This is a genomic window from Mesorhizobium loti (assembly GCF_013170705.1).
GTDB classification, from domain to species: Bacteria; Pseudomonadota; Alphaproteobacteria; order Rhizobiales; family Rhizobiaceae; genus Mesorhizobium; species Mesorhizobium loti_D.
In genome coordinates this window covers 2,018,818-2,041,788 of the sequence record NZ_CP033334.1, presented here as the reverse complement: position 1 = coordinate 2,041,788, position 22,971 = coordinate 2,018,818, and the positions used below count along the sequence as shown (strand labels likewise).

The window sequence follows — 22,971 nt, the reverse complement described above, 5'->3', positions numbered from 1 at the left end:
TTTGTTTTTCAGCTGGCCGATTGGACTGACTTTCTGACTGAATGCGATCTGGGCCGCGTGGCCTCCTCTGGTTCCAGATCCGAAAAAATGCCCGTGAGCAGATCCGCCCATTTCCGCTGCCCGGTCTCGCCGGAGATTTCATCGTTGCGGATTTCGATCATCGCGCAGGGTAGCCCGCGCGAGCGCGCATGCCGTTCCAGCGTGAAATAGACGCGGTCGGCTGGCGAATAGGGTTCGTTGACGCCGACGGTGATGCCGGCAAGCCGCCTGAGCGCCGATATCAGCGGCGAGGCCAGCCGACGGTCCTCATCGTGGATGATGCCGATATGCCAGGGCCGGTCGCGGCCCTTGTAGACGGGCGTGAAGGAATGCACGGAAACCAGCCGGGTCTCCTGGCCGCGCGCCAGCCGTTCCTCGACGATGCGCTCGATGGCGCCGTGAAACGGCTGCCATGACAGGGCGACCCGCGCCGCGCGCTGTTTTTCCGACAGGCCGGCATTGCCGGGAATGACCGTCGTTTCGCTGACCGGCGGCACAAGGTCCGGCGCATCGAGCGGCCGGTTGCAGTCGACGACGAGGCGCGAAATTCGGCTTTCGACCAGCGTCGCATCGAGCGCCTGCGCCATGCGCAGCGCAACCGGCAGCGCGCCGGGATCCCAGGCGATGTGGCGGGACAGGTCCTCGGCGGCAAGGCCGAGCGTACCGAATTCGGCGGGCAGGAAGTTGGAGGCGTGATCGCAGGTGAGCACGAAGGGGCTTGATCCGCCAGGGTTGGTCACCCCCACGGTATCAGACGATGCAAGGCTGGCGGGCCGTGCTTTCTCCATAGTCTGCCGTCCCCGGGGAGCGCTGTATCGTATGTTACGTATTTTGCCTCATTGCGTCCCTATGGATGATTTCATACAGTTTGCCCGGCTTTGTCAAATGCGATCTCGTGGGCGGGGCCAGCGGGTGGGGGAAAACATGATTTCCAGCATTGCCGAACTGATCGCCGACCGGATTGGCGCGATGCCGGCCGGCGAACGGCGCGCGGCCCAGACGCTGATCGCGAGCTATCCGATGATCGGCCTGAAGACGGTCGCCGAATTCTCGGCCGCGGCCGGTGTCTCCTCGCCGACGATCCTGCGCTTCGTGGCCCGGCTCGGCTTTCAGAACTATCCGGAATTCCAGTCGACCCTGCAGGACGAACTGGCGGCGCAATTGCAATCGCCGGCGATACGAACCCTCAACCCGCCCTCGCCCGGCGGCGGCACGGTCTCGCCGATGCTGGAAGCCACGCTCGACAATATGCGCGAGACCTTCCGCCACCTCTCCGACAAGCAGCTTGCCGACATAGCCGCACGGCTTGCCGACCGGCGTGGCAAGACATTTCTGATTGGCGGCCGCTTCACCGACCCGCTGGCGCGCTACATGGCCGCCCATCTTGCCGTTATCCAGCCCGATGTCTTTCACCTCGCCGGCCAGGAGAGCATGTGGCGCGATCGGCTGATCGACATGGGCAAGCGGGATGTGCTGGTGATCTTCGATATCAGGCGCTACCAGGACAGTCTCGTCCGCTTCGCCGAGAAGGCGCACCAGCGCGGCGTCCAGATCGTGCTGTTCACCGATCAGTGGCTGTCGCCGATCGCCCGGTTTGCCCGCCATGTCATCGCCGGACGAACCGCCGTGCCCTCGGCATGGGATTCTTCGGCGGCACTTTTCGTCGTCGCCGAAACATTGATCGGCGCCGTCACAAGACAACTCGAGGCCGACGGCGCCCGTCGCATCCGCGAGATGGAAGGGCTGCGTTAGGCCAATCGCATCCGCTCCAACCGGGCGTCGCGGATTTCACGTTACCGAGATTTAATGTGCACGATTGCGTGATAATTGCCATAAACCGGTGATATCGGGTGTGGCGTGGCCGGTGTTCGCTGCCAGCCCGTATCGTCGCTGCATCCTCTTCAATCTGGAACCGGCAGACGATTCTTGCCGCTGGAGTATCGATGCCGAGCTGGAAACAGATTGTCCTTGCGTTTGTGATCGTGGTCGCCGCAGCGGCCGCATGGGCGCGCTTCTACCCCGGCGCCCCGCAGGTGCTGGCACGCTGGGGTATCGACTGGGCCTATGGCGCGACACCTCCAACGAAAGAAACGGTGGCGGGTGGCTCCCGGCAGACGGGGGGCAACCGCGCCCAGATTGCCACCATCGTTGCATCGCCGGCCGCCTCGGCTGTTATCAACGATCGCCTGCAGGCGATCGGCACTGGCCGCGCCAACGCATCGGTGACCGTCAATCCCTACAGTTCCGGCCGCCTTGCCGAACTGCTGGTCGAGTCCGGCAGCCATGTCGACAAGGGACAGATCATCGCGACGCTCGATTCCGAAACTGAGATCATCGCCCAGAACCGGGCGAAACTCGCTTTGCAGGACGCGCAATCCAAGCTCGATCGCGTCAAGTCGCTGCGCGCCTCGAATGCCGCCACCCCGGTGGCGGTGGCCGACGCCGAGGTGACCCTGTCGAATGCCAAGCTGGCGCTCCAGGACGCCGAGCTTGCGCTGCAGCGCCGCTCCATTCTGGCACCGATCGCCGGCACTGTCGGCATCCTGCCGATATCGGCAGGCAACTATGTGACCAACCAGTCGGCGATCGCCACCCTCGACGACCGCTCCTCGATCCTGGTGGATTTCCAGGTGCCCGAGCGCTTCGCCGCCGCCGTCAAGGTCGGCGCTCAATTGACCGCGACGCCGATCGCCAATCCCAGCAACGCCTATACCGGCACGGTTTCAGCCATCGACAACCACATCGACGAGAAGAGCCGCACGCTGCTGGTCAAGGCCAAGATCGCCAATCCGGCTGATTCGCTGCGCGCCGGCATGTCGTTCTCCATCACCATGAAATTCCCCGGCGAGACCTATCCGGCCGTCAGCCCGCTGGCGATCCTGTGGGGGTCGGACGGCGCCTATGTCTGGCAGATCGAGGACGGCAAGGCCAGACGCGTGCCGGTGCGCATCATCCAGCGCAACACCGAGACCGTGCTGATCGACGCGGAGATCGACAGCGGCGACATGGTGGTCACCGAAGGCACCCAGAGCGTCAGCGAAGGCGGTGAGGTCCGCATCGCCGGCCAGGAGCAGCGCGCCGCCAACACCGCCGAAGGCTCATGACCGCGCCCGCCAACGCCGCCAGCGATACCGGCTTCACCGCCCTGTTCATTCGCAGGCCGGTCATGGCCTTCGTGCTCAACGTGCTCATCGCGGTTGCCGGGCTCGCGGCCTTTTACGGCGTCGAGATCCGTGAATTGCCCGACGTCGACCGCGCGGTGGTCACCGTTTCGACCACTTTCGAGGGGGCGGCCGCCGAGACCGTCGACCGCGAACTGACCGATACGATCGAAGGCGCCGTTGCCCGTGTCTCCGGCGTCAAGTCGATCTCTTCTTCCTCCTCCTTCGGCTCGAGCCGTGTCACCATCGAGTTCAACGACGGTGTCGACCTCAACGTCGCCGCCTCCGACGTGCGCGATGCCGTTGGCCGCGTCGCCAATCAGATGCCGGACACGGCCGATCCGCCCCGCATCGTCAAGGCCGATGCCAATTCCGACGCAGTGATGCGCTTGGCGGTGACCTCGGACAACATGTCGATCCAGGACATGACCGTGGTGGTCCAGGACCAGATCGAGGACGAACTGGCCGCCGTGCCTGGCGTCGCCGACGTCCAGGTCTATGGCGACCGCGACAAGATCTTCCGCATCGATGTCGACCAGAACAAGCTCGCCAGCCTCGGTTTCACCGTGGCCGACCTCAGGGCGGCCCTTGCCTCGGTTGCTTTCGATTCGCCCGCCGGTTCGATCACCACGACCAACCAGGACCTGATCGTCCGCACCACGGCCGACGTGACCACGCCCGAGGAATTCGAAAACATCATCATCGGCGGCACGACGCGCATCCGCGATGTCGCCACCGTCACGCTCGGCCCCGATGTCGGCCAGACCACGTTGCGTTCCGATGGCAAGACCGGCATCGGTATCGGCATCATCCGCCAGGCGGAATCGAACACGCTGGATATTTCGACTGGCGTCCAGGCCGCCGTGGCCAAGCTGCAGGAAAACCTTCCCAAGGGCATGGCAATCAAAGTCACCAGTGACGACGCCGTCTTCGTCAAGGGCGCCGTACACGAGGTCGAGATCGCGCTCGGCCTGTCGGTCACCATGGTGCTGATCGTCATCTACGTCTTCCTGCTCGACTGGCGCGCGACGCTGATCCCGGGCCTGTCGATGCCGGTCGCCATGATCGGCACCATCGCCGCCATCTACCTGGCCGGCTTCTCGGTCAACATCCTGACGCTGCTCGCCCTCGTGCTGGCCACGGGCCTTGTCGTCGACGACGCCATCGTCGTTCTGGAAAACATCGTGCGACGGCGCAACGAAGGCATGGGACCACGCGCTGCCGCCGTGCTCGGCGCCCAGGAGGTGTTCTTCGCCGTCGTCGCCACGACGCTGACGCTGGTCGCCGTCTTCGTGCCGATCTCGTTCCTGCCGGGCCAGACGGGCGGCCTGTTCCGCGAATTCGGCTTCGTGCTCGCCATGTCGGTGCTGCTGTCCTGCGTGGTGGCGCTGACGCTTTGTCCGATGCTCGCCTCGCGCATGCTGACGAACGCATCGCTCCATCATGAAGGCGGCCAGGGCATCGGCGCCCGTATCGGTGGTGCGTTGAATGCCGCCTACAAGCGCGCGCTGCACGCCTGCCTCGATGCGCCCTGGATCGTGGTTCTGGTCGCTGTGCTGTTTGCCGGCACCGCCTTCACCCTGTTCGGCACCATCCGCCAGGAACTGACGCCGACCGAGGATCGCGCGGCGGTGCTGCTGCGCATCAATGCCCCTCAAGGCGTCAGCCTCGACTACACGACGCAGCAGATGCAGAAGATCGAGAAGCTGATCCAGCCGATGCGCGATTCCGGCGAGATCCGCTCAACCTTCGAGAATGCCGGCCAGAACGGCTCCTACAATTCCGGCTTCATGGTGATGACGCTCGCCCCTTGGAACGAGCGCAGCCGCAGCCAGCAGGAGATCATGGCCGAGATCAGCCAACTGACCAAGCAGGTGCCGAGCGTGCGCATCTTTCCGGTTCAGCCCAACAGCCTTGGCATCCGCGGCGCCGGCAACGGCCTGCAGTTCGCGCTCGTCGGCAACGACCGCAAGGCGCTTGGCGACGCGGCGGTCAAGATCATCGCCGAGATGCAGAAGGACCCGCGCTTCCAGACGCCGCGCCTGTCGATCGACCCGACGCAGCCGCAGCTGGCCGTCGCCATCGACCGCGAGCGCGCCTCCGACCTCGGCATCGACATCACGGGGCTCGCCAACACCATGCAGGCCATGCTTGACGGCAATGATGTCGTCGATGTCTACATCGCCGACCGCAGCTATGGGGTGAAGCTGGTCTCCACCACCAATCCGATCAACGATCCGACCGATCTGGAAAACGTCTTCCTCAAGACGGGCGACGGCCGCTTCGTGCCGATGTCGACCATCGCCAGGCTGACCGAACGCGCCGTGCCGCCGTCGCTGTCGCGCGAGCAGCAGCAGCCATCGGTGGCCATCACCTCCAACCTCTTGGGCAATTTCGCGCTTGGCGACGCGCTGAGCCGCGCCGAGGAGATCGCCGCGCCGCTCTTGCCGCCGGGCAGCCGCATCCTGCCGCTGGCCGAGGCCGCGACGCTGGGCGAGACCAACAGCGCCATGGTCACCATCTTCGGCTTCGCGCTGGTCATCATCCTTCTGGTGCTGGCCGCGCAGTTCGAGAGCTTCGTCAGCGCCGTCATCATCATGGCGACCGTGCCGCTCGGCCTCGCCTGTGCGATCTTCGCGCTGCTCTTGTCCGGCACCAGCCTCAACGCCTACAGCCAGATCGGCCTGGTGCTGCTGGTTGGCGTCATGGCCAAGAACGGCATCCTGATCGTCGAATTCGCCAACCAGCTGCGCGACCGCGGGCTCGGCGTGCGCGAAGCGATCGAGCAGGCTTCGACCATCCGCCTGCGGCCGGTTATGATGACCATGATCTGCACCATACTTGGCGGCGTGCCGCTGGTGCTGGCCGCCGGCGCCGGCGCCGAGGCGCGCGTGGCGCTCGGCTGGGTGATCGTCGGCGGGCTGGGACTGGCCACCATCTCGACGCTGTTCCTGACGCCCGTCGCCTACCTCCTGCTTGGCCGTTTCGTGACGCCAAAGACCCATGAGGAGGCACGCCTCAAGCGTGAGCTCGAGGAAGCCGCCTACACCAATATGGAGCCGGCGGAGTAGGCAATATCCGGGAAACGGGATGGCTGTTTTCCGCTCGCGGCTTCGTCAGGGAAGACCGTACCGCTATTTCAGCAGCCGGCCCTCGATCGACCAGCGCGCGGCGAGGAAATTCAGCACTGCCGCCACGATGACACCGCCGATCTTGGCCGGCCACACGCCGGCGATGCCAGCGAAGAGTGCGATCGACAGGCTGGAAACGCCGAGCGAAATCAGCGCCCCAAGCGAGACGAAACGCAGGAAAGCGTCATGCAGCCGGATAGCGTGGTTGCGCTCGAACGACCAGAAGCCATTGGCCACGAAAGAGAAGACGACGGCGATGGACCACGAGACGACATTGGCCGGCAGCGGCGAGACATGCAGCTTGAGCAGGAGGAAAAAGCCGGCAAGGTCGATGGCCGTGTTCGCCAGCCCGACAATGGCAAAGCGCACGATCTTGCTGCCGGTCGAACGGCGGGGCTGGTCCGCGCCGCTCATCCCTTGCCGCCCATGATCTCGACACCGGCGCGGGCCAGGCTCGCGCCGAACGCGTCCGAGGCCAAGACCGAGAATTCCACCTCGCGCACGCCTTGCATCGGGTCGCGTGCCCGCAGCGTCTCGTCGACATGGCCGGGATGGCACATGAACAGGCCCCGTTGCGGCAGTGCTTCGACCGAGGCTTGCAGAACCGGAGCAAATCTTTCGGGTTGCCGCCAGTCGTAGATGCCCGCGAGCGGCTCGAAAACGATGAAGCCGGCGCGCGCCATCGACCGGTTGAAGCCGGCGGCCAAGGCAGCGATTGCCGCGACTTTAGGCGCCACCGCGGCCCCGCCAATTGCCGGGGCACCACGCAGCGCCGGCCTGCCGCCTTCGGAAAACCGCGCCCGCAGCCATGTGCGCACGGCCGGCAGGAAATGCACGTGCTGGTGCCCGTCGATGAAGTCAGGCTGGCGGCCCAACGCCTCGACGAAGCGGTTGTACTGCGCGTCGAGCTCGGCATGGACGTCCCGCGCGTCGACGCGGCCGCGCAGGACCGGCAATGCCAGCGAACGCAGCGGCGGCAGCCGGCCGTCCGGCGCCAGGCTCGACCGGCCGGTGATGGCCGGCTGGTCGGTGAGGGTCAGGTGCAGACCGACCGCCGCGCGGCCGCACAGCGGCTTGATACGCGCCGCCGCGTCAGGCCATTCCGGAAAGCCGGTCATGCAGCTGGTGCCGGTCAGGCGTCCGCGATCGAGCAGGTCGAGAATCCCGGTGCAGACGCCGGGTGCCAGGCCGTAATCGTCGGCGATCAGGCGGATGCGCCGCGTCATGTTCCGGAAGCGCCCGGCGGCCTGTCAGGGGCCATCTCGCCGCGCATGACATCGCGCACGATATAGACCGGCCGGTCCTTGCTTTCCGAGAGCGTGACCCAGACATATTCGCCGATCAGGCCAAGCAAGGTGAGGTTGAGGCCGCCGAGCAGGACGACGGCGACCATGAGGCTGGGATAGCCGGGAACGGCGATGCCGTAGAACATCACCTCGAAGAAGACCTTGGCTCCGTAGACGAGGCCCGCCAATGCCGCCAGCATCCCGCTCAGGCTGATGATGCGCAACGGAATGACGGAAAAGGAGGTAAACCCTTCCAGCGAGAAGGCGATCAGGTTGAGCCGGCTCCATTTCGACGTCCCGGTGGCACGGCTCTCGGGCGAATATTGTATGGCTTTCTGGCGGAAGCCGGCCCAGGCGAACAGGCCCTTGTTGAAGCGCCGCTTGTCGCGCAGGCTCGTCAGCGCGCGCACCACGGCACCACGCATGACGCGAAAATCTCCCGCATTCTCGGGAATGTCGAAACGCTGGCTGCTGTTGATCAGGCTGTAGAAAAGCCGCGCCAGCTGGGAGCGCCGCCAGCTCGCCTCCCGGCGGTCGTTCTGCGCGTAGACGACATCGATATCGGGGTTTTCCACCAGCTCCGCGATCATCTTCAGGCTGGTGTCCATCGAATGCTGGAGGTCGGCATCCATGACCAGCGCCATGTCGCCGCGCGACCGGTCGAGGCCGGCGAGCACCGCGACCTCCTTGCCGAAATTGCGGCTGAGCCGCACGATCTCCCAGGAACCCGACAGCGCCCGCGAAAACCGCTCGGCGCCATCGTCGCGACTGCCGTCATCGACCAGGATCTTGTGGACGTCCATGCCGAAAAGCTGCGCCACCGCGGCTTCAAGCTTGTCGAGCAATGCGGCAAAAGCCGATGCCGATTGCGCCTCGTTCAAGAACGGCGCCACGATATCGAGAACAGGCCGCGACTCAGCCATTTGCGACAGGCCTCTCATTCATCATCTTGTCTCGCGTCATCATGTCTCGCGCCCTCTTGTTGCCGGATCTCGCCCAAAACCACCAGATCAGCGAACCGGCGATAAGGGTGACCGCGATCGGCCGGAACCAGGGGTACGTGAAATCCTGGATATGGCGCTCGACGCCCGTCAAGCCTGTCAGGAGCAGCATCACGGACAGCACCGAGGCCAACATGCCGCCTCGTTCCTCGCGCCACAACAGGGCAATAGCGAGACCGGCTGGCACGGCGATCATGGCATAGGTGTTGGGCTCGACGCGCGGGTTGAAGACGCACATGTAGAACGTAGCCGTCAGGAAGATGGCGAGGCCGGCCGTTCCGCGTTCGAGCTTGCGGTCAAACCAGATGACGGCTGAAAGCGTAAACAGGGCCATGACGATGCGCACGATCGTGGCGCCGGATTCCGGGATGGGCAGCCCCATTTTGGTGAACGGCGCCGTGAAGTCAGTGGGGACAAAATGGCTGGTGTTGTCGACCGCCATCGAGGTCAGCATCCCGGCGAAATCACGATATTGGTCGTTGAGATAGCCGGCGGGCGCGAAAGCGTAGGGTAAGGCGAGCACGAACAGCACCGCCAGCACGAGCACCGGTATCAGCCGGAAACGCAGGGCTCCCACCAGCAACAGCATGATGACCGCGGTCGGCTTGGCTATGATGGCAAGCGAAGCCCAGAAAAAGGTTTCGGCGCGCCGTCCTTCGAGCGCCGACAAAGTGAGAAGCCAGCAGGCACCGGTCAAAAGGATAGTCGCCTGGCCGTTACGGATCGCACCCAACGCCATCGGCAGGGCAAGGAACAGCCCGAAGGAAAGCAGCCATGGCAATTCCCCGCCGCCGAGTTTGCGCACCTGCCGCATCGCGGCAAAGGTCAGCGCCGCGAAACCGATAGTATGCCATACCAGGCCGCCCAGATGCGGGCCGAGCTTGACCATCGGAACATAGAGCGCGGCAAAGGCCGGCGCATAGAGATATCCCATCTCGGACTGGATATTGTAGAGCGGCCGGCGGGCCAGCAGCGCCTCGCTGCCGTCTATATAGGCTTGCCAGACCGTCCGCGTATGGGGCGACCACAAGACCAGGACAAGAACGACCAGGAACGCTCCGATCCACAGGCCAAGTCCCAAACGGTCGAAAACCGGCTTGGACATCGTCATCAAGACACCCCAACAACATCCGGGACAGGCTCAGTCGGGCACTGTCCCGGTATTCGATGGCGGCGGCATATCACGGACAAAGCAGCACGGCATAGGGGGCTGAAAGACGCGGCCATCAACTTCGCGGGACGTCGCGGATGGTCAGGCATTGCAACGACCTCGCTGGGAAAGGTGTTCGGAAAGCCTTCTATTTCGCGCTCCCGCACTCCTTCGAACGGCATCAAGGCCGAATGAACACCTTGCCATTGGGCTTGGCGAGCTCCGCCGGCACCCGCGCGATTGCCTCGGCGAGCGGCACGACGGCCGTGACGTCGGTCGACCAGCGTCCGTCGGAAAAACGCTTCTGCGCTTCCAGGATCGCGGGAGCGCGCCGCTCCTTGAATTGCCGCATCCATTCGCTCAGCCAAAAGCCTTCGATATGCTTGTGCTGGAAGATCAACTGGCCGGGCTCGCGGATGACCGTGGCGTCCGTGTCGAGCCGGCCATAGATGATCCAGCGCGCCCGTTTCGGCATGGCATTGAAGATGGCGGAAGCCAGCGGCCCGGTGACAGCATCGAGGAAGATGCGCGGCTGTTCGGCTTTCATCACCTCGCGCAGCGTGGCCTCGAAATCCGGCGCCTTCTCGTTGAGCACATGGGTAGCGCCGATCTCCTTCAACAGCGCGATCTGCTCGTCGCGCCGCACGGTGACGACAGGGCGGAAGCCTTCCTCCTTGGCGAGGCCGATGATCAGCTTGCAGAGCTGGCTGGCGCCGGCGGTCATGACGAAGGCCTTTTCGCCCTCCTGTTTGACGATGTCGAACATGGCGATCGCGGTGAGCGGATTGACGATCATCGCCGCGCCGTCCTCGTCGCGCACCGTGTCGAGCAGCGGAATGCAGGCCGCTGCCTCGGCGACGGCGTATTCCGCCCACGAGCCCCAGTTGCTGAGGCCGGTGGCGAAGGCGACGCGCTTGCCGACGAGGTTTTTCGGATAAGGTTCGTCGCCACCGGCAACGATGGTGCCGACCCCCTCGAAGCCAGCCGGACGGCCCTTGACGCGCGGCTGGCCGTACTGGCCCTTGATGAAGGCGACGTCGGAGGGATTGATCGAGGCCAGGCTGACCTTGATCAGCACCTGGCTCGGTCCAGGCGCCGGCACCGCGATGCTACCCCGTTCGAGATAGGGCTCCATCGCCTCGAGCACGCTGCCGCTCGGCGTCCTGGTGTAGCCGTCACCGACCAGGAGCAGCGCCTTCATTTCGGAGGGAATGGTCATTGTCACACTCCTTGGTTGTCAGCGAAATCCGCGAATGCGGCGGGCCGAGCTGCTCAAATCTTCTCCTGCGTGTATTTCCTCAGCTCAGTCCGCGCCACCTGGCGGCGATGCACGGCGTCGGGCCCGTCGGCGAGACGCAGCGTGCGCAGATGCGTCCATGAGCGCGCCAGCGGCGTATCCTGGCTGATGCCTTGCGCGCCGAACATCTGCACCGCCTCGTCGGTGATCCTCAGCGCGACGCGCGGCGCGATAACCTTGATCTGGCTGATCCAGGGGGCGGCCGCGCGCGCATCGCCCTGGTCGATCATCCACGCCGCCTTGAGGCAGAGCAGCCGGGCCATCTCGATGTCCATGCGGCATTCGGCGATGATATCGAAATTGGCGCCGAGTTTCGCCAGGGGCTGGCCGAAGGCCTCGCGTCGCACCGAACGCTGGCACAGCATCTCCAGTGCCATTTCGGCCTGGCCGATGGCGCGCATGCAGTGATGGATACGGCCGGGGCCGAGCCGTCCTTGCGCGATCTCGAACCCCCTGCCCTCGCCAAGAACGAGGTTCGAGGCCGGGACCCGGACATTGTCGAAGCGAAGGTGCATGTGGCCATGCGGCGCGTCATCGTCGCCATAAACCTGCATGGCGCGAACCTTGGTCACGCCCTTTGTGTCCGAAGGCACCAGGATCATCGAATGGCGGCGGTGCCGCGGTTCCTCGTCGCCACCGGTCCGCACCATGACGATATAGATGGCGCAGCGTGGGTCGCCGGCGCCCGACGCCCACCATTTTTCGCCGTTGAGGACGTAGTCGTCGCCCTGCCGCTCGCAACGCATCGAAATGTTGGTGGCGTCGGATGATGCCACGTCAGGTTCGGTCATCAGATAGGCCGAGCGGATCTTGCCCTCGAGCAACGGTTCCAGCCACGTTTTCTTGTGGTCGGCCGAACCGTAGCGTTCCAGCACTTCCATGTTGCCGGTGTCGGGCGCCGAGCAGTTGAAGGTCTCGGCGCCCAAATGCGCCTTGCCCATCTCCTCGGCCAGATAGGCGTATTCGACAGTGGAAAGGCCGTAGCCGCGATCCGAGCCGGTCAGCCAGAAGTTCCACAGGCCGCGCTCCCTTGCGGTCTTCTTCAGCCCTTCGAGGATCTCGCTTTGGCGCGCGCTGTAGACCCAGCGGTCGCCTGCCTTGCCCACTTCGCCCAGGAATTCCTTGTCGAGCGGCATGATCTCGTCGCGCACCATGGCCGCGACGCGGGCGTGGATCGGCTTCAGCCGCTCGGTCATGCCGAGATTCATCTCCGTCATCGGTCGCTAACCCTTCATGCAGGCCGGGCATTTTACCCGTGGCAAGGATGACCGTACTTCGGATAGCCTTGTCAACGCGAACTCTTTGCCCGACGACGAGGCGAAGCGTGGAGGATTGGAATGGCCTATCTCGACGAGCTGTTTTCCGTGGCCGGCAAGACAGCGCTGGTAACGGGAGCGGCAACCGGCATCGGCCGCATGGCGGCAACGGCGTTGGTGAGAGCCGGCGCCGGCGTGATGATCGCTTCGCGCAAGGGCGAGGATTGCATCAAGGTCGCCGCCGAACTGAACGGGCTTGGCGCGCCAGGCCGGGCCGAGGGCTTTGCCGGCGACGTCTCGAGTGAGGCTGGCATCGCCGCACTCGTCGCCGAGGTCAAGGCGCGGACCGGAAAACTCGATATTCTGATCAACAATGCCGGCGTTTCCTGGGGAGCGCCGCTGGAAAATTTCCCTTATTCGGCATGGGCGAAGGTTTTCGGCGTCAATGTCACCGCGGTCTTCCATCTGACGCGCGAATTGCTGCCGCTGCTCGAAGCCGCCGCCAGCGATGGCGATCCGGCCCGGGTGATCAATCTGGGTTCCGTGATGGGCACGCAGCCGCTGGCCGACGATGCCTATTCCTACACGGCGTCCAAGGCCGCGGTGCATCACCTGACGCGTACGCTCGCGCTTGAGTTCGCCGCCCGCCGCATCACCGTCAATGCCTTTGCCCCCGGCCCCTTCCAGAGCCGCATGACGGCTTTTGCCACCGGCACGGATGAGCAGGCCAGGCATGTCGGCAGCCACGTTCCGATCGGCCGTATCGGCGCACCGGATGACATTGCCGGCGCAACGCTCTATTTGTGCAGCCGTGCAGGCAGCTATGTCACCGGCGCCATCCTGCCGATCGACGGCGGGCAGTCGGTGCAGCATGGATTGACCTTGTTCAAGGAATGACATTTTCCGGCCGCAGAAGCCGGAGGTGAACTGGAGGACATGAGCGTGGAACCAATCAGTCTCGATGTGCTTCTGGCCAGTGTCGGCAAGGAAGTCGGCGTCTCACCGTGGCGGGTGGTCACGCAACGCATGATCGACCAGTTCGCGGACGCCACCGACGACCACCAGTTCATCCACTGCGACCCCGAGCGGGCCAAGCGCGAGACGCCGTTCGGCGGCACCATCGCGCATGGCTTCCTGTCGCTGTCGCTGCTTTCAGCGATGACGTTCGAGACCATGCCGCCGCTGGAAAACGGCAAGATGGGCGTCAACCATGGCTTCGATTCGCTGCGCTTCCTGGCCCCGGTGAAGACCGGCGCGCGCATCCGCACCCGTTTCGTGCTGGCCGACGTCAAGGTGAGGCCCTCGGGTTGGGTGCAGACGGCGCACGACGTGACGATCGAGATCGAGGGCTCGAAGAAGCCGGCGCTGACAGCCCGCTGGCTGACGCTGACCCTGATCGAACGCCAGCCCGAGACCGCATGAGCGACGCCAACGCGCTCGACCAGACAGCGCTTGCGCCTTATCTCGAGGCGGAAATCCCGGGCTTTTACGGGCTCGCGTCAATCGAGAAGTTCAAATCCGGCCAGTCCAACCCGACCTATCTCCTGACGGCGGCCAGCGGCCGCTACGTGCTGCGTGCCAAGCCGCCCGGACAATTGCTGAAATCGGCGCATCAGGTCGACCGCGAATTCCGCGTGATGGAGGCGCTGGCCGGCACCGCCGTGCCGGTGCCCCAAATGCTGCATCTGTCGGCGGAGGACTCGCCGATCGGCCGCATGTTCTACGTCATGGATTTCCTCGACGGCCGCATCCTCTGGGATCCGGCCCTGCCCGAGGCGCGCGACAATGACGAGCGCGCCGCGATCTACGACGCCATGAACTCCACGCTCGCCGCCCTGCACGATGTCGAGGTCGAGGCCGTGGGTCTCGCCGATTTCGGCCGGCCGGGCAATTATTTCGAACGGCAGCTGGCACGCTGGACCGGGCAGTATCGCGCCTCGGAAACCGGCACCATCGCCGACATGGACCGGCTGATCGCCTGGCTCGAAACGCACATGCCCGCGGATGACGGCCGTGTCTCTCTTGTGCATGGCGACTACCGGCTGGACAATCTGATCTTCGCGCCGGACCAGCCAAGGGTACTGGCGGTGCTCGACTGGGAACTGTCGACATCAGGCCACCCCTTCGCCGACATAGCCTATCAATGCATGCAATGGCGTCTGCCGCATGCTTCCGGCTTTCGCGGCCTGGGCGGTATCGACCGCGCCGCGCTCGGGTTACCCTCCGAAGAGGCCTACGTCGCCGCTTATTGCCGCCGGCGAGGGCTGGATGGCATCGGCAACTGGACCTTTTTCCTCGCTTTCTCCTTCTTCCGGTTGGCGGCGATCTGCCAGGGTGTCTACAGGCGCGCGCTGGATGGCACTGCCTCCAACCCCGAAAAGGCCAGGACCTATGGCGAGGCGGTGAAGCTGCTTTCGCGTCTCGCGGCGGAACTGATCGACGAGCAGAGATGATGGGGAGCCATGATGGGCCGCTTTGACGGAGCAACGGTGCTGATCACGGGTGCCACCGGCGGGCTCGGTCGTGGTGCCGCGAAAGGCTTCGCCGCCGAGGGAGCGCGGCTGGTGCTGTCGGACATCGACGAAAGGGCGCTCGCCGATCTCGCCGCGACGCTGCAGGCCGAAACGGCGACGCTTGCCGGCGACATCGCGGACGAGAAACTGTCCGAGGATCTGGTCGGGCTGGCGGTCGGGAAATTCGGCCGGCTCGATGTCGCCGTCAACAATGCCGGCATCGTCCAGAGTTTCGTGCGCCTGCCACAGGTGCCATCGGACGAAGCCCGCCGCGTGCTGGAGATCGACCTGCTTGGCGTCTTCTACGCCATGAAGCACCAGATCCCTCAGATGGAACGACAGTTCAGGTCCACGGCCAAGGGTGGCGCCATCGTCAACATCGCCTCGGCCGCCGGCCTGTCCGGCGCACCGAAACTCTCGATCTACGCCGCCGCCAAGCATGGCGTCGTCGGCCTGACCCGCTCGGCAGCGATCGAATATGCCAGCAAGGGCTTGCGCATCAACGCCGTCTGCCCGGCGCATACAAGGACGGCGATGGTGGACGGCTTCGTGCGCATCTCCGGCGCACCGGAGGCGGAGGCCCTGGCCGAGCTGACACGGGGCGTACCGATGAGGCGCGTGGCCGAGGTCGACGAAATCATCACCGCCATCCTGTTCGCCGCCGACCCGGCCAACTCGTTCATGACCGGCCATGCACTGGCCGTCGACGGCGGTGTCGGTGCCATCTGAAGCCTGCCGTGTGGGAACCTGTGACGCCCTTGTCCGTTTCCGTACAGCGTATATAATTTAGCCACGCACCAACCCAAGGAAGGCACGGAATCTTGCCGCCGAGCGTCCAGACACGCCGCGAAAAACAAAAGGCCGAGCTGCGCTCTGAACTGGTCGAGGCCGCGCACAAGCTTGTCCAGGAAGAAGGCTATGAGGGCCTGACCATCCGCAAGCTGGCCAAGCGGGTCGGCTATGCGCCGATGTCGGTCTATTCCTACTTCGCCGACAAGCAGGACATCCTGTTCGCGCTGGCAGAGGATGCATTCGAGACCCTTGCCCGCCGCATCGAGGAGCATCCGTCCGACGATCCGATCGAGGCTTTGCAGGCGGTGATGACCGAGTATGCAGCCTTCGGGCTCGGCAACCCCAATGAATACCGCACCGTCTTCATGACCGAAAAGACCAGGCCGCCGGAAGGTCGGAGTTTTGAAGAAATGCACGAGGCCAACCCGGCGATGAAGGTGCTGATCACGCGGGTCGAAGCCTGCGTCGCCGCCGGAAAATTGCAAGGCGATCCACGCGCCATTGCCACCATGCTGTGGGCGGTCGGCCACGGCACGATCTCGCTGCTGATCACCTTTCCCTTCTATCCCTTCGGCGACCCGCATGCTTTCGTGAAACGCATGTGCGATTTCCAACTGGCCGCACTCAGCACGCAGAACGTGCCGCCACTGACCGACACACCGGTCAACTGCTGAACGACATCTCCTTCCTTTCCATGCTTCCTCGCCACCCTTTCGAACCAACCGAGGGTAGATTCTTGGTTACCAAAAGATTTATTGTACACGTACGATCTTGACTTGAACTTCGCGATCGGCGGGCGTATTTGTACGAAATAGCGTACATGTACGGAAAAAAATTCAACCGTCGAAATCGGAGACTGACGATGAAAAAGACGCTCCTCACCCTCGCCGCAGTGCTGGCCCTTTCCGGCTCCGCCTTCGCCGCCGGTGCCCCCCAGCCGGTCAAGCACCTGCCGGCCACGACCTGCATCGACACCAGGACCAATGTGAAGCTCGATTGCGCATCGACCGGCTCGGTCGAGAAGAAGGCCGCCACGGAAAACAAGGCCGAAGACAAGGGCCCGCGCCTCGGCATCAGCATCAATCCCTGGATCGTGCCCAGCACGTTCTAAGAGCAATTCCAGGAAAAGTGTGCAGCGGTTTTCCCGGGACAAGCGCGTAGCGCTTGCCCTTGGGAATTGCGTCCAAACAGAGAGTTACGCCGAAGCGCGCCTGGCCGGCACAAGCCGGTCGGGAGGCCATGTCAGCCTGTTGTAATCGGCAGCTTGGCGGCTGAACTCTCGAAGGCGGCATCGATCAGCCTCTGCATGTCGGCGGCGCGCCGGAAGGACGGATCGCCGTTCTGCCGGCTATCCAGCGCATCGGCGAAGCGGCGCGCGTTGCGCTTGACGTCAGGCGGCGCCAGCGTGCGCCAACGCTGCTGGTCGACATCCGCGCCAAGGCACGCCGACAGGCTCGATATTTTACCGTCGGTCTCGACCTTGACGGCCCCCTTGGTGCCATGCAGCGCCAGCGACAGATCATTGGCATGTCCGGTCGTGTAGCGGCTCGCCACGATCGTGGCGAGTGCGCCGGACGTCAGCCGCGCCGTCATCGCCACGCTGTCATTGGCGTCGAGCACGTAGTCGCCGATCTGGTCGCCCTCGGCCTTCGGAAACGTCACCAGATCGGCATGCAGACTGAGGATATCCTGGGCGGCGCCATAGGTGGCGAAGTCGAGGATGTGGATGCCGACATCGCCCAGCACGCCGGTCGAACCGTGCCGGCTCGACAGGCGCCACAGCCATTTGTCCTCGACCCGCCAATCGCCCCAGGATTTACTGACCAGCCAGCTCTGCCGGTAGCTCGCCTCGACGTGGCGCAACTCGCCGATCTTCCCGGCCTGCACCATGCGCCGCGCTTCCTGGATCGCCGGCGAATTGCGGTACGTCAGGTTGACCATGTTGACGACGCCGGCCGCCTCGGCCGCTTCCGTCATCGCCAGCGCGTCGGCATGGTTTGGCGCCAACGGCTTTTCGCAGAAGACGTGCTTGCCGGCGGCCAGCAGCGCCAGCGTCGTTGCCTTGTGCACGCCGTCCGGCGTCGCGTTGATGGCGGCGTCGAACGCGCCCCAGGCGATCGCCGCCTCCAGGCTCTCGAAAAAGTCGCCGATATTGTTTGCAGCAGCGAATGCAGCCGCGCGGCCCGGCACCTGATCGACACAAGCGACGATGATGCAGCCGGGTAACGTTGCGAATTCCTCGACATGATGCCCGGCAATACCGCCGGTGCCGAGCAGGAGAAGTCGATGCATCAGCCCAGACCTCTAATCAACTAAGCCCCTTGTCGCCATCGGCATGCAGGCGCAGGCCCTTCTGCACGATCTTCTCCTTGGCCTTGTCCGTCGGCACGTTGGGCGCATTGGTGATGCCCGACCATGCGGGCGCCGGATTGTGTGCCCAGTGCACGGCGTTGCGCAGCACCTGCTGCACGCCCTCATTGTGATAGATCGGATAGGTCTCGTGGCCGGGCGAGAAATAGAAAATGCGGCCCGCGCCGCGCTGGTAGGTCAGCCCGGACCGGAACACCTCGCCACCCTCGTACCAGGAGATGAACACCGTCTCCAGCGGCTCCGGCACCGCGAACGGCTCGCCATACATTTCCGTTTCGCCGATCTCAAGGCATTCGCCGATGCCTTGCGCGATCGGGTGGCCGCGGTTGATCGCCCAAACGCGCTCGCGTTCGCCGGCCTCGCGCCATTTCAGCGAACAGGGCGTGCCCATCAGGCGCTTGAAGATCTTCGAGTAGTGGCCGGAATGCAGCACGATCAGCCCCATCCCTTCCCAGACCCGCTTCTGCACCCGCTCGACGATCTCGTCCTTGACCTCGCCATGCGCGGCATGCCCCCACCACAGAAGCACATCGGTGGCGGCGAGGCGCTTCTCGCTCAAACCGTGTTCAGGTTCCTGCAGAGTTGCGGTGGTCGCCTCGATGCCCTGGTCCTGGTTGAGCGCCGCGGCAATCGTGCCATGCATGGCCAGTGGATAGAGGTCGCGCACGGCGGCATTGGTCTGCTCATGGACGTTCTCGCCCCAGACAACAGCTTTTATCGGCATTTTCCCTCTCCAAAGCGCTTTGAATATCGCATCCACAGAGGCCTTGGGAAGATGCCTCGCGACCAAAATTACGGGAAATCAGGGCTTGCGGGTTTTCCGGCCAGGCACGGTCTTGGCCTTGCCGGGCTTGGCGGGCGCGCCGGGGATAGCCGAGCTGGTGATCGACACCGGATCGCTGGCCGGAAAAGTATCCTCCAGGCCTTCCTCGAGTTCCTCTTCGGCGTCGGCCTCACGCCGCTCATGTTCGAGCGAGCGGACCGCCGCGGTCTTGGCTTTGGGCTGCGGCGACTTCGGCGCGGACTTCGACGGCATCGGCGTTTCTCCCTCGAGCTGTCGCCGCACAACGGACGCGGGCGGCAAAACGTTCCGGATCAGCCAGCCGCGTCGCGGGCTCCCTCGGAGAGGAAAGTAAAGACATAGTCCGAGAAGGAACGCCAGCACTCGACCCGGAAGGCGTCATCGGCGGTGCGCAACAGCACGATCTCGGCCTTGCCCAGGATGGTGCGCGACGCCGCCCCGACCGGGAAGGCTTCGAGCGACAGATCCTGCGGGCAGCCTGAGTTGATCGCGGCTTCGGCGGCCGGGCCGGCGACGGAGATCGCGACGTTGCGGTGCGAGATGCCGACCGCCGAATGCAGCGCGGCAACCCCTGCGCAATCGGCTAGCGGATCCTTGCCTGCCTCGTCGATGACAAGCCATTCGTCGGGGCCGAGCCACAGAGCGGTGCGGCCCGCCTTCGACACCGAGGTCTTCGGCTTCTTCGGCAAGGTCAGGCCAAGCGCCTTCGAAAGCGCCGCCAATGAAGCTTCCGGCGCACGCAGCGAGATGCGCTCTGCCGGCGGCAGCACTTCAACCTTCACGCCGGTCGCCGATGTGGCGCGACCGGCCAATGCCGGGCGGCGGTCCACCGAAGGCGATGCGGCCTCAGCCGTCTTCTTTGCAGCAGCCTTAGCCATTGAGGCGGCCTCCCGTCTCGTCGAAGAACACCATGCCGGTAACCTCCACTTCGATCACCCCGTTCGGCATCGGCACATAGAGCGTGTCGCCCATGCGATCACGGCCGCCGGCGACCAGCGCCAGCGCGATCGAGCGGCCGCAATTCTGCGACCAGTAGCTGGAGGTGACATGACCGATCATCTTCATCGGGATCGCCTGCTTGGGATCCTCGACGATCTGTGCGCCTTCCTCCAGCACCACCTTGGGATCCTTGGTTTTCAGGCCGACCAGCTGCTTGCGTCCCTTGGCGACCAGATCCGGCCGCGCCATGCCGCGGATGCCGACGAAATCGGTCTTTTTCTTGCCGACCGCCCAGTCAAGACCAGCATCGTTCGGCGTCACAGTGCCGTCCGTATCCTGGCCGACGATGATGTAGCCCTTTTCGGCGCGCAGAACGTGCATCGCCTCGGTCCCGTAGGCGGTGGCGCCATGCTTCTGGCCCTCGGCCCACAGCGCCTCCCAGACGGCCTGGCCATAATCGGCCGGCACGTTGACCTCGAAGCCGCGCTCACCGGTGAACGACATGCGGAACAGCCTTGTCGGCACACCGCAGATCCTGCCTTCGCGCACCGACATATGCGGCAGCGCCTCATCCGACATGTCGATGCCTTCGACCAGCGGCGCGATGATGTCGCGCGACTTGGGTCCTTGCACCGCGATGACCGCCCACTGTTCGGTGATCGAGGTCAGCCAGACATTCAGATGCGGGAACTCGGTCTGGAGATAGTCCTCCATGTGGTTCATGACGCGCGGCGCCCCGCCCGTCGTCGTCGTCACATGGAAGCGGTCCGGCGCCAACCTGCCGACGACACCGTCATCATAGATGAAGCCGTCCTCGCGCAGCATGATGCCATAGCGGCAACGGCCGGGCTCCAGCTTCTCCCACGGATTGGTGTAGAGCAGCTCCATGAATTTGGCCGCGTCCGGCCCGACCACTTCGATCTTGCCGAGCGTCGAGGCGTCGAACAGGCCCGCTGTCGTGCGGACCGCGACGCATTCGCGGTCGACCGCCGCATGCATGTCTTCGCCCGCCTTGGGAAAATACCAGGCGCGCTTCCACTGGCCGACATCCTCGAACACGGCGCCCTGCGCTTCGGCCCACGGATGCGTCGCCGTCCTGCGTGTCGGATCGAACAGCGGACCACGCGCATGGCTGACGATCGCGCCGAAGGTCACCGGCGTATAGGGCGCGCGGAAGGTCGTCAGGCCGACTTCGGGGATCGGCTTGCCCAGCGTCTCGGCGGCAATCGCCAGCCCGTGCATGTTGGAGGTTTTGCCCTGGTCGGTGGCCATGCCGTTGGTGGTGAAGCGCTTGACGTGCTCGATCGAGCGCATGCCTTCATGCACCGCCTGGCGTATGTCCTTGGCGGTGACGTCGTTCTGGAAATCGACGAAGGCCTTTACCGTCGTGTCCGGCCCGGCGCCGGGTGCCGCACCCAGCATGCCGCGCGACCAGCTTTCCGAGGTGTCGACCTTCGGCTTGGTCCCCTTGGCGGTCTTCGCTCCATAATTCCTGGCATTGGCATCCTTGGCCGCCTTGGTGCCAGCCGCATAGGCTTCGTCAACCGTCGCCGAGAGGCCGTCGGTGCCATTGCAGGCGCCGACCGAGACGCAATCCTGCGCATAGATGCCGGGCACGAAGCGCTTGGTCTCGTCGTTGAAAGCAACCTTGCCGCGCGACTGCGAGAACAGATGCACCGAGGGTGTCCAGCCGGCCGACATCAGAATCGCGTCGACGGGAATGGTGCGCTCGCCGCCGCCATTCTTCGGCTGCACCGTCATCGACGACACCCGCAATTTGCCGCCGGCGCGGATCACGGCGCGGCCGAAATTGATCTCGATGCCAAGCGCCCGCGCCTCGTCGATCACCGGCCCGGTCGGATTGTCGCGCAGATCGACGATCGCCGCGACGTTGACGCCGGCCTTCTTGAGGTCGATCGCCGCCGCATAGGCTGAATCATTGGCGGTGTAGACGCCGACATTCCTGCCGACCGCGACGCCATAGTGGTTGAGGAAGGTGCGCGCCGCGCCCGCCAGCATGATGCCCGGCCGGTCATTGTTCGCGAACACCATGTGGCGTTCGATGGCGCCGGAGGCCAGCACGACGCGCCTGGCACGGATCTGCCACAGCCGCTCGCGCGGCAGGTCATGGCCGGGGGCTTTCAAATGATCGCTGACGCGCTCGACCAGGCCAACGAAATTCTGCGCGTAGTAGCCAAAGGCCGTCGTGCGCGAGAGCACGCGGACATTGTCCATGGCGGCGAGCTTCGCCACCGCCGCTTGAGCCCAGGTAAAACCGTTCTGTCCGTCGATCTTCGCGCCGGTCTCGAAACGCAGGCTGCCGCCGAACTCGGCCTGCTCGTCGGCGAGGATGACGCGCACGCCGGTTTCGGCCGCGGCCAAAGCCGCCGCGATGCCGGCGGCACCACCGCCCAGCACCAGCACGTCGCAATGCGCGTAGCGCGAAGAATAATGGTCGGGATCAGACTTGTCCGGAGAAACACCAAGGCCGGCGGCTTCGCGGATCTTGGGCTCGTAAAGGCTCTTCCAGGCTGCCTTCGGCCACATGAAGGTTTTGTAGTAGAAGCCGGCCGAAAACATCGGCGACGCCAGGTCGTTGACCGCGCCGACGTCGAAGGACAGCGACGGCCAGCGGTTCTGCGAGTTGGCGGCGAGCCCGTCATAGAGCTCCTGCACGGTGGCGCGCACATTCGGCGTCTTGCGCGCATCGTCCCGCACGATCTGCACCAGTGCGTTGGGCTCTTCCGCGCCGGCCGACAGGAAGCCGCGCGGGCGGTGATACTTGAACGAGCGGCCGACCAGATGCACGCCATTGGCAAGCAACGCGGATGCCAGCGTGTCGCCCTCGATGCCGGTATGGGACTGGCCGTCGAAGCTGAACCGCGCGGTCTTGGCCTGGCTGAGGCGACCGGCGCCCGGAATGCGGAACGCGCCGCTCATTTGGCAACTCCCGGCAGCTTGGCGGGTTTGGGTTCGCCGGCCTTGTAGGTTATGACGAACTTGTCGGTGACGGTGTCGCGCACGGCATTGAAGAAGCGCGCGCAGCCATGCATGTGCCGCCACCGCTCATAGATGATGCCCTTGGGGTTCGAGCGGATGAAGAAGAATTTCTCGAAGTCGTCGTCGCTCTCGCCGGCAATGTTGGCCGAGCGCGCTATATGCGCCTCGCCGGCGTTGCGGAATTCGAGTTCCGGACGCTCTTCCTCGCAATAGGGGCAGCGGATGAGAAGCATT

The 22,971-nt window shown here is 64.6% G+C and carries 22 protein-coding genes; 9 read left to right on the top strand and 13 right to left on the bottom strand.

The window, feature by feature from the left end:
• Nucleotides 1–8: 8 nt before the first annotated feature.
• A complete protein-coding gene (locus EB815_RS10015; protein ID WP_056577632.1) occupies nucleotides 9–827 on the bottom strand; it encodes an N-formylglutamate amidohydrolase in 819 nt (272 codons plus the stop codon).
• 136 nt (nucleotides 828–963) lie between these two features.
• Here EB815_RS10015 and EB815_RS10010 point away from each other — a divergent pair, with 136 nt between their 5' ends.
• The 3 genes from EB815_RS10010 (at nucleotide 964) to EB815_RS10000 (ending at nucleotide 6,271) form a co-directional block, all read left to right on the top strand.
• Nucleotides 964–1,791 carry a MurR/RpiR family transcriptional regulator gene (locus EB815_RS10010; protein WP_056577634.1) on the top strand — a complete coding sequence of 276 codons (828 nt, stop codon included), beginning with the start codon at nucleotides 964–966 and terminating at the stop codon, nucleotides 1,789–1,791.
• A gap of 191 nt (nucleotides 1,792–1,982) precedes the next feature.
• Nucleotides 1,983–3,143, top strand: a complete 1,161-nt coding sequence (locus EB815_RS10005) for an efflux RND transporter periplasmic adaptor subunit (RefSeq protein WP_056577636.1) — start codon at nucleotides 1,983–1,985, stop codon at nucleotides 3,141–3,143.
• Nucleotides 3,140–6,271: an efflux RND transporter permease subunit gene (locus tag EB815_RS10000; RefSeq protein WP_056577639.1), complete on the top strand. Its 3,132-nt coding sequence runs from the start codon at nucleotides 3,140–3,142 to the stop codon at nucleotides 6,269–6,271. Before EB815_RS10005 ends, EB815_RS10000 begins: the two co-directional genes overlap by 4 nt.
• A gap of 63 nt (nucleotides 6,272–6,334) precedes the next feature.
• Here EB815_RS10000 and EB815_RS09995 read toward each other — a convergent pair whose 3' ends face one another.
• The 6 genes from EB815_RS09995 to EB815_RS09970 form a co-directional block, all read right to left on the bottom strand.
• Nucleotides 6,335–6,745: a GtrA family protein gene (locus EB815_RS09995; protein ID WP_056577641.1), complete on the bottom strand. Its 411-nt coding sequence runs from the start codon at nucleotides 6,743–6,745 to the stop codon at nucleotides 6,335–6,337.
• A complete protein-coding gene (locus EB815_RS09990) occupies nucleotides 6,742–7,557 on the bottom strand; it encodes a ChbG/HpnK family deacetylase (protein ID WP_056577643.1) in 816 nt (271 codons plus the stop codon). Before EB815_RS09990 ends, EB815_RS09995 begins: the two co-directional genes overlap by 4 nt.
• Nucleotides 7,554–8,540 carry a glycosyltransferase family 2 protein gene (locus EB815_RS09985; RefSeq protein WP_056577646.1) on the bottom strand — a complete coding sequence of 329 codons (987 nt, stop codon included), beginning with the start codon at nucleotides 8,538–8,540 and terminating at the stop codon, nucleotides 7,554–7,556. Before EB815_RS09985 ends, EB815_RS09990 begins: the two co-directional genes overlap by 4 nt.
• Entirely contained in the window at nucleotides 8,533–9,729 is a 1,197-nt protein-coding gene (locus EB815_RS09980) for a glycosyltransferase family 87 protein (RefSeq protein WP_056577648.1), read from the bottom strand. Before EB815_RS09980 ends, EB815_RS09985 begins: the two co-directional genes overlap by 8 nt.
• A 220-nt stretch (nucleotides 9,730–9,949) precedes the next feature.
• Nucleotides 9,950–10,987: a zinc-binding dehydrogenase gene (locus tag EB815_RS09975; RefSeq protein ID WP_056577650.1), complete on the bottom strand. Its 1,038-nt coding sequence runs from the start codon at nucleotides 10,985–10,987 to the stop codon at nucleotides 9,950–9,952.
• Between the two features lie 53 nt (nucleotides 10,988–11,040).
• Nucleotides 11,041–12,282: an acyl-CoA dehydrogenase family protein gene (locus EB815_RS09970; RefSeq protein WP_056577651.1), complete on the bottom strand. Its 1,242-nt coding sequence runs from the start codon at nucleotides 12,280–12,282 to the stop codon at nucleotides 11,041–11,043.
• A gap of 120 nt (nucleotides 12,283–12,402) precedes the next feature.
• Between EB815_RS09970 and EB815_RS09965 the strand changes: the two genes are divergently transcribed.
• The 6 genes from EB815_RS09965 to EB815_RS09940 all read left to right on the top strand — a co-directional run bounded on the left by EB815_RS09965 (nucleotide 12,403) and on the right by EB815_RS09940 (nucleotide 16,737).
• The gene (locus EB815_RS09965) at nucleotides 12,403–13,218 is read left to right on the top strand and encodes an SDR family oxidoreductase (RefSeq protein WP_056577652.1); all 816 of its coding nucleotides are present in this window, start codon (nucleotides 12,403–12,405) and stop codon (nucleotides 13,216–13,218) included.
• A 39-nt stretch (nucleotides 13,219–13,257) separates the two neighbouring features.
• Nucleotides 13,258–13,743, top strand: coding sequence for a MaoC family dehydratase (locus tag EB815_RS09960; protein ID WP_019861112.1), 486 nt, complete (start codon nucleotides 13,258–13,260; stop codon nucleotides 13,741–13,743).
• Nucleotides 13,740–14,774 (top strand): phosphotransferase family protein, encoded by a 1,035-nt coding sequence (locus EB815_RS09955; RefSeq protein WP_056577654.1) that lies wholly within the window; start codon nucleotides 13,740–13,742, stop codon nucleotides 14,772–14,774. Before EB815_RS09960 ends, EB815_RS09955 begins: the two co-directional genes overlap by 4 nt.
• A 12-nt stretch (nucleotides 14,775–14,786) precedes the next feature.
• Nucleotides 14,787–15,563 (top strand): SDR family NAD(P)-dependent oxidoreductase, encoded by a 777-nt coding sequence (locus EB815_RS09950; RefSeq protein ID WP_056577938.1) that lies wholly within the window; start codon nucleotides 14,787–14,789, stop codon nucleotides 15,561–15,563.
• A 92-nt stretch (nucleotides 15,564–15,655) separates the two neighbouring features.
• Complete coding sequence (locus tag EB815_RS09945) at nucleotides 15,656–16,300, top strand: TetR/AcrR family transcriptional regulator (RefSeq protein WP_056577656.1); 645 nt, start codon at nucleotides 15,656–15,658, stop codon at nucleotides 16,298–16,300.
• A 188-nt stretch (nucleotides 16,301–16,488) separates the two neighbouring features.
• Complete coding sequence (locus tag EB815_RS09940) at nucleotides 16,489–16,737, top strand: DUF680 domain-containing protein (RefSeq protein ID WP_056577659.1); 249 nt, start codon at nucleotides 16,489–16,491, stop codon at nucleotides 16,735–16,737.
• A gap of 131 nt (nucleotides 16,738–16,868) precedes the next feature.
• On the opposite strand, the gene EB815_RS09935 is transcribed toward EB815_RS09940, so the two are convergent.
• The 6 genes from EB815_RS09935 to EB815_RS09910 form a co-directional block, all read right to left on the bottom strand.
• Nucleotides 16,869–17,918 (bottom strand): Gfo/Idh/MocA family protein, encoded by a 1,050-nt coding sequence (locus EB815_RS09935; RefSeq protein WP_056577661.1) that lies wholly within the window; start codon nucleotides 17,916–17,918, stop codon nucleotides 16,869–16,871.
• Between the two features lie 16 nt (nucleotides 17,919–17,934).
• Nucleotides 17,935–18,720, bottom strand: a complete 786-nt coding sequence (locus tag EB815_RS09930) for a ThuA domain-containing protein (RefSeq protein ID WP_056577662.1) — start codon at nucleotides 18,718–18,720, stop codon at nucleotides 17,935–17,937.
• A 78-nt stretch (nucleotides 18,721–18,798) separates the two neighbouring features.
• Nucleotides 18,799–19,032 carry a hypothetical protein gene (locus EB815_RS09925; protein WP_081295178.1) on the bottom strand — a complete coding sequence of 78 codons (234 nt, stop codon included), beginning with the start codon at nucleotides 19,030–19,032 and terminating at the stop codon, nucleotides 18,799–18,801.
• 59 nt (nucleotides 19,033–19,091) lie between these two features.
• Nucleotides 19,092–19,676 (bottom strand): sarcosine oxidase subunit gamma, encoded by a 585-nt coding sequence (locus tag EB815_RS09920; protein WP_056577664.1) that lies wholly within the window; start codon nucleotides 19,674–19,676, stop codon nucleotides 19,092–19,094.
• Nucleotides 19,669–22,677, bottom strand: a complete 3,009-nt coding sequence (locus tag EB815_RS09915) for a sarcosine oxidase subunit alpha (protein WP_056577666.1) — start codon at nucleotides 22,675–22,677, stop codon at nucleotides 19,669–19,671. Before EB815_RS09915 ends, EB815_RS09920 begins: the two co-directional genes overlap by 8 nt.
• Nucleotides 22,674–22,970 carry a sarcosine oxidase subunit delta gene (locus tag EB815_RS09910; protein ID WP_056577668.1) on the bottom strand — a complete coding sequence of 99 codons (297 nt, stop codon included), beginning with the start codon at nucleotides 22,968–22,970 and terminating at the stop codon, nucleotides 22,674–22,676. Before EB815_RS09910 ends, EB815_RS09915 begins: the two co-directional genes overlap by 4 nt.
• Between the last annotated feature and the right edge of the window lies 1 nt (nucleotide 22,971).

Bases quoted from the DNA above. Each gene is read 5' to 3' on its own strand.
- EB815_RS09965 (WP_056577652.1), top strand. From the start codon at position 12,403: ATGGCCTATCTCGACGAGCTGTTTTCCGTGGCCGGCAAGACAGCGCTG.
- EB815_RS10000 (WP_056577639.1), top strand. From the start codon at position 3,140: ATGACCGCGCCCGCCAACGCCGCCAGCGATACCGGCTTCACCGCCCTG.
- EB815_RS09955 (WP_056577654.1), top strand. From the start codon at position 13,740: ATGAGCGACGCCAACGCGCTCGACCAGACAGCGCTTGCGCCTTATCTC.
- EB815_RS09975 (WP_056577650.1), bottom strand. From the start codon at position 10,987: ATGACCATTCCCTCCGAAATGAAGGCGCTGCTCCTGGTCGGTGACGGC.
- EB815_RS09995 (WP_056577641.1), bottom strand. From the start codon at position 6,745: ATGAGCGGCGCGGACCAGCCCCGCCGTTCGACCGGCAGCAAGATCGTG.
- EB815_RS09920 (WP_056577664.1), bottom strand. From the start codon at position 19,676: ATGGCTAAGGCTGCTGCAAAGAAGACGGCTGAGGCCGCATCGCCTTCG.
- EB815_RS10015 (WP_056577632.1), bottom strand. From the start codon at position 827: ATGGAGAAAGCACGGCCCGCCAGCCTTGCATCGTCTGATACCGTGGGG.
- EB815_RS09950 (WP_056577938.1), top strand. From the start codon at position 14,787: ATGGGCCGCTTTGACGGAGCAACGGTGCTGATCACGGGTGCCACCGGC.
- EB815_RS09940 (WP_056577659.1), top strand. From the start codon at position 16,489: ATGAAAAAGACGCTCCTCACCCTCGCCGCAGTGCTGGCCCTTTCCGGC.
- EB815_RS09910 (WP_056577668.1), bottom strand. From the start codon at position 22,970: ATGCTTCTCATCCGCTGCCCCTATTGCGAGGAAGAGCGTCCGGAACTC.
- EB815_RS10010 (WP_056577634.1), top strand. From the start codon at position 964: ATGATTTCCAGCATTGCCGAACTGATCGCCGACCGGATTGGCGCGATG.
- EB815_RS09960 (WP_019861112.1), top strand. From the start codon at position 13,258: ATGAGCGTGGAACCAATCAGTCTCGATGTGCTTCTGGCCAGTGTCGGC.
- EB815_RS09970 (WP_056577651.1), bottom strand. From the start codon at position 12,282: ATGACGGAGATGAATCTCGGCATGACCGAGCGGCTGAAGCCGATCCAC.
- EB815_RS09980 (WP_056577648.1), bottom strand. From the start codon at position 9,729: ATGACGATGTCCAAGCCGGTTTTCGACCGTTTGGGACTTGGCCTGTGG.
- EB815_RS10005 (WP_056577636.1), top strand. From the start codon at position 1,983: ATGCCGAGCTGGAAACAGATTGTCCTTGCGTTTGTGATCGTGGTCGCC.
- EB815_RS09915 (WP_056577666.1), bottom strand. From the start codon at position 22,677: ATGAGCGGCGCGTTCCGCATTCCGGGCGCCGGTCGCCTCAGCCAGGCC.
- EB815_RS09935 (WP_056577661.1), bottom strand. From the start codon at position 17,918: ATGCATCGACTTCTCCTGCTCGGCACCGGCGGTATTGCCGGGCATCAT.
- EB815_RS09930 (WP_056577662.1), bottom strand. From the start codon at position 18,720: ATGCCGATAAAAGCTGTTGTCTGGGGCGAGAACGTCCATGAGCAGACC.
- EB815_RS09990 (WP_056577643.1), bottom strand. From the start codon at position 7,557: ATGACGCGGCGCATCCGCCTGATCGCCGACGATTACGGCCTGGCACCC.
- EB815_RS09985 (WP_056577646.1), bottom strand. From the start codon at position 8,540: ATGGCTGAGTCGCGGCCTGTTCTCGATATCGTGGCGCCGTTCTTGAAC.
- EB815_RS09925 (WP_081295178.1), bottom strand. From the start codon at position 19,032: ATGCCGTCGAAGTCCGCGCCGAAGTCGCCGCAGCCCAAAGCCAAGACC.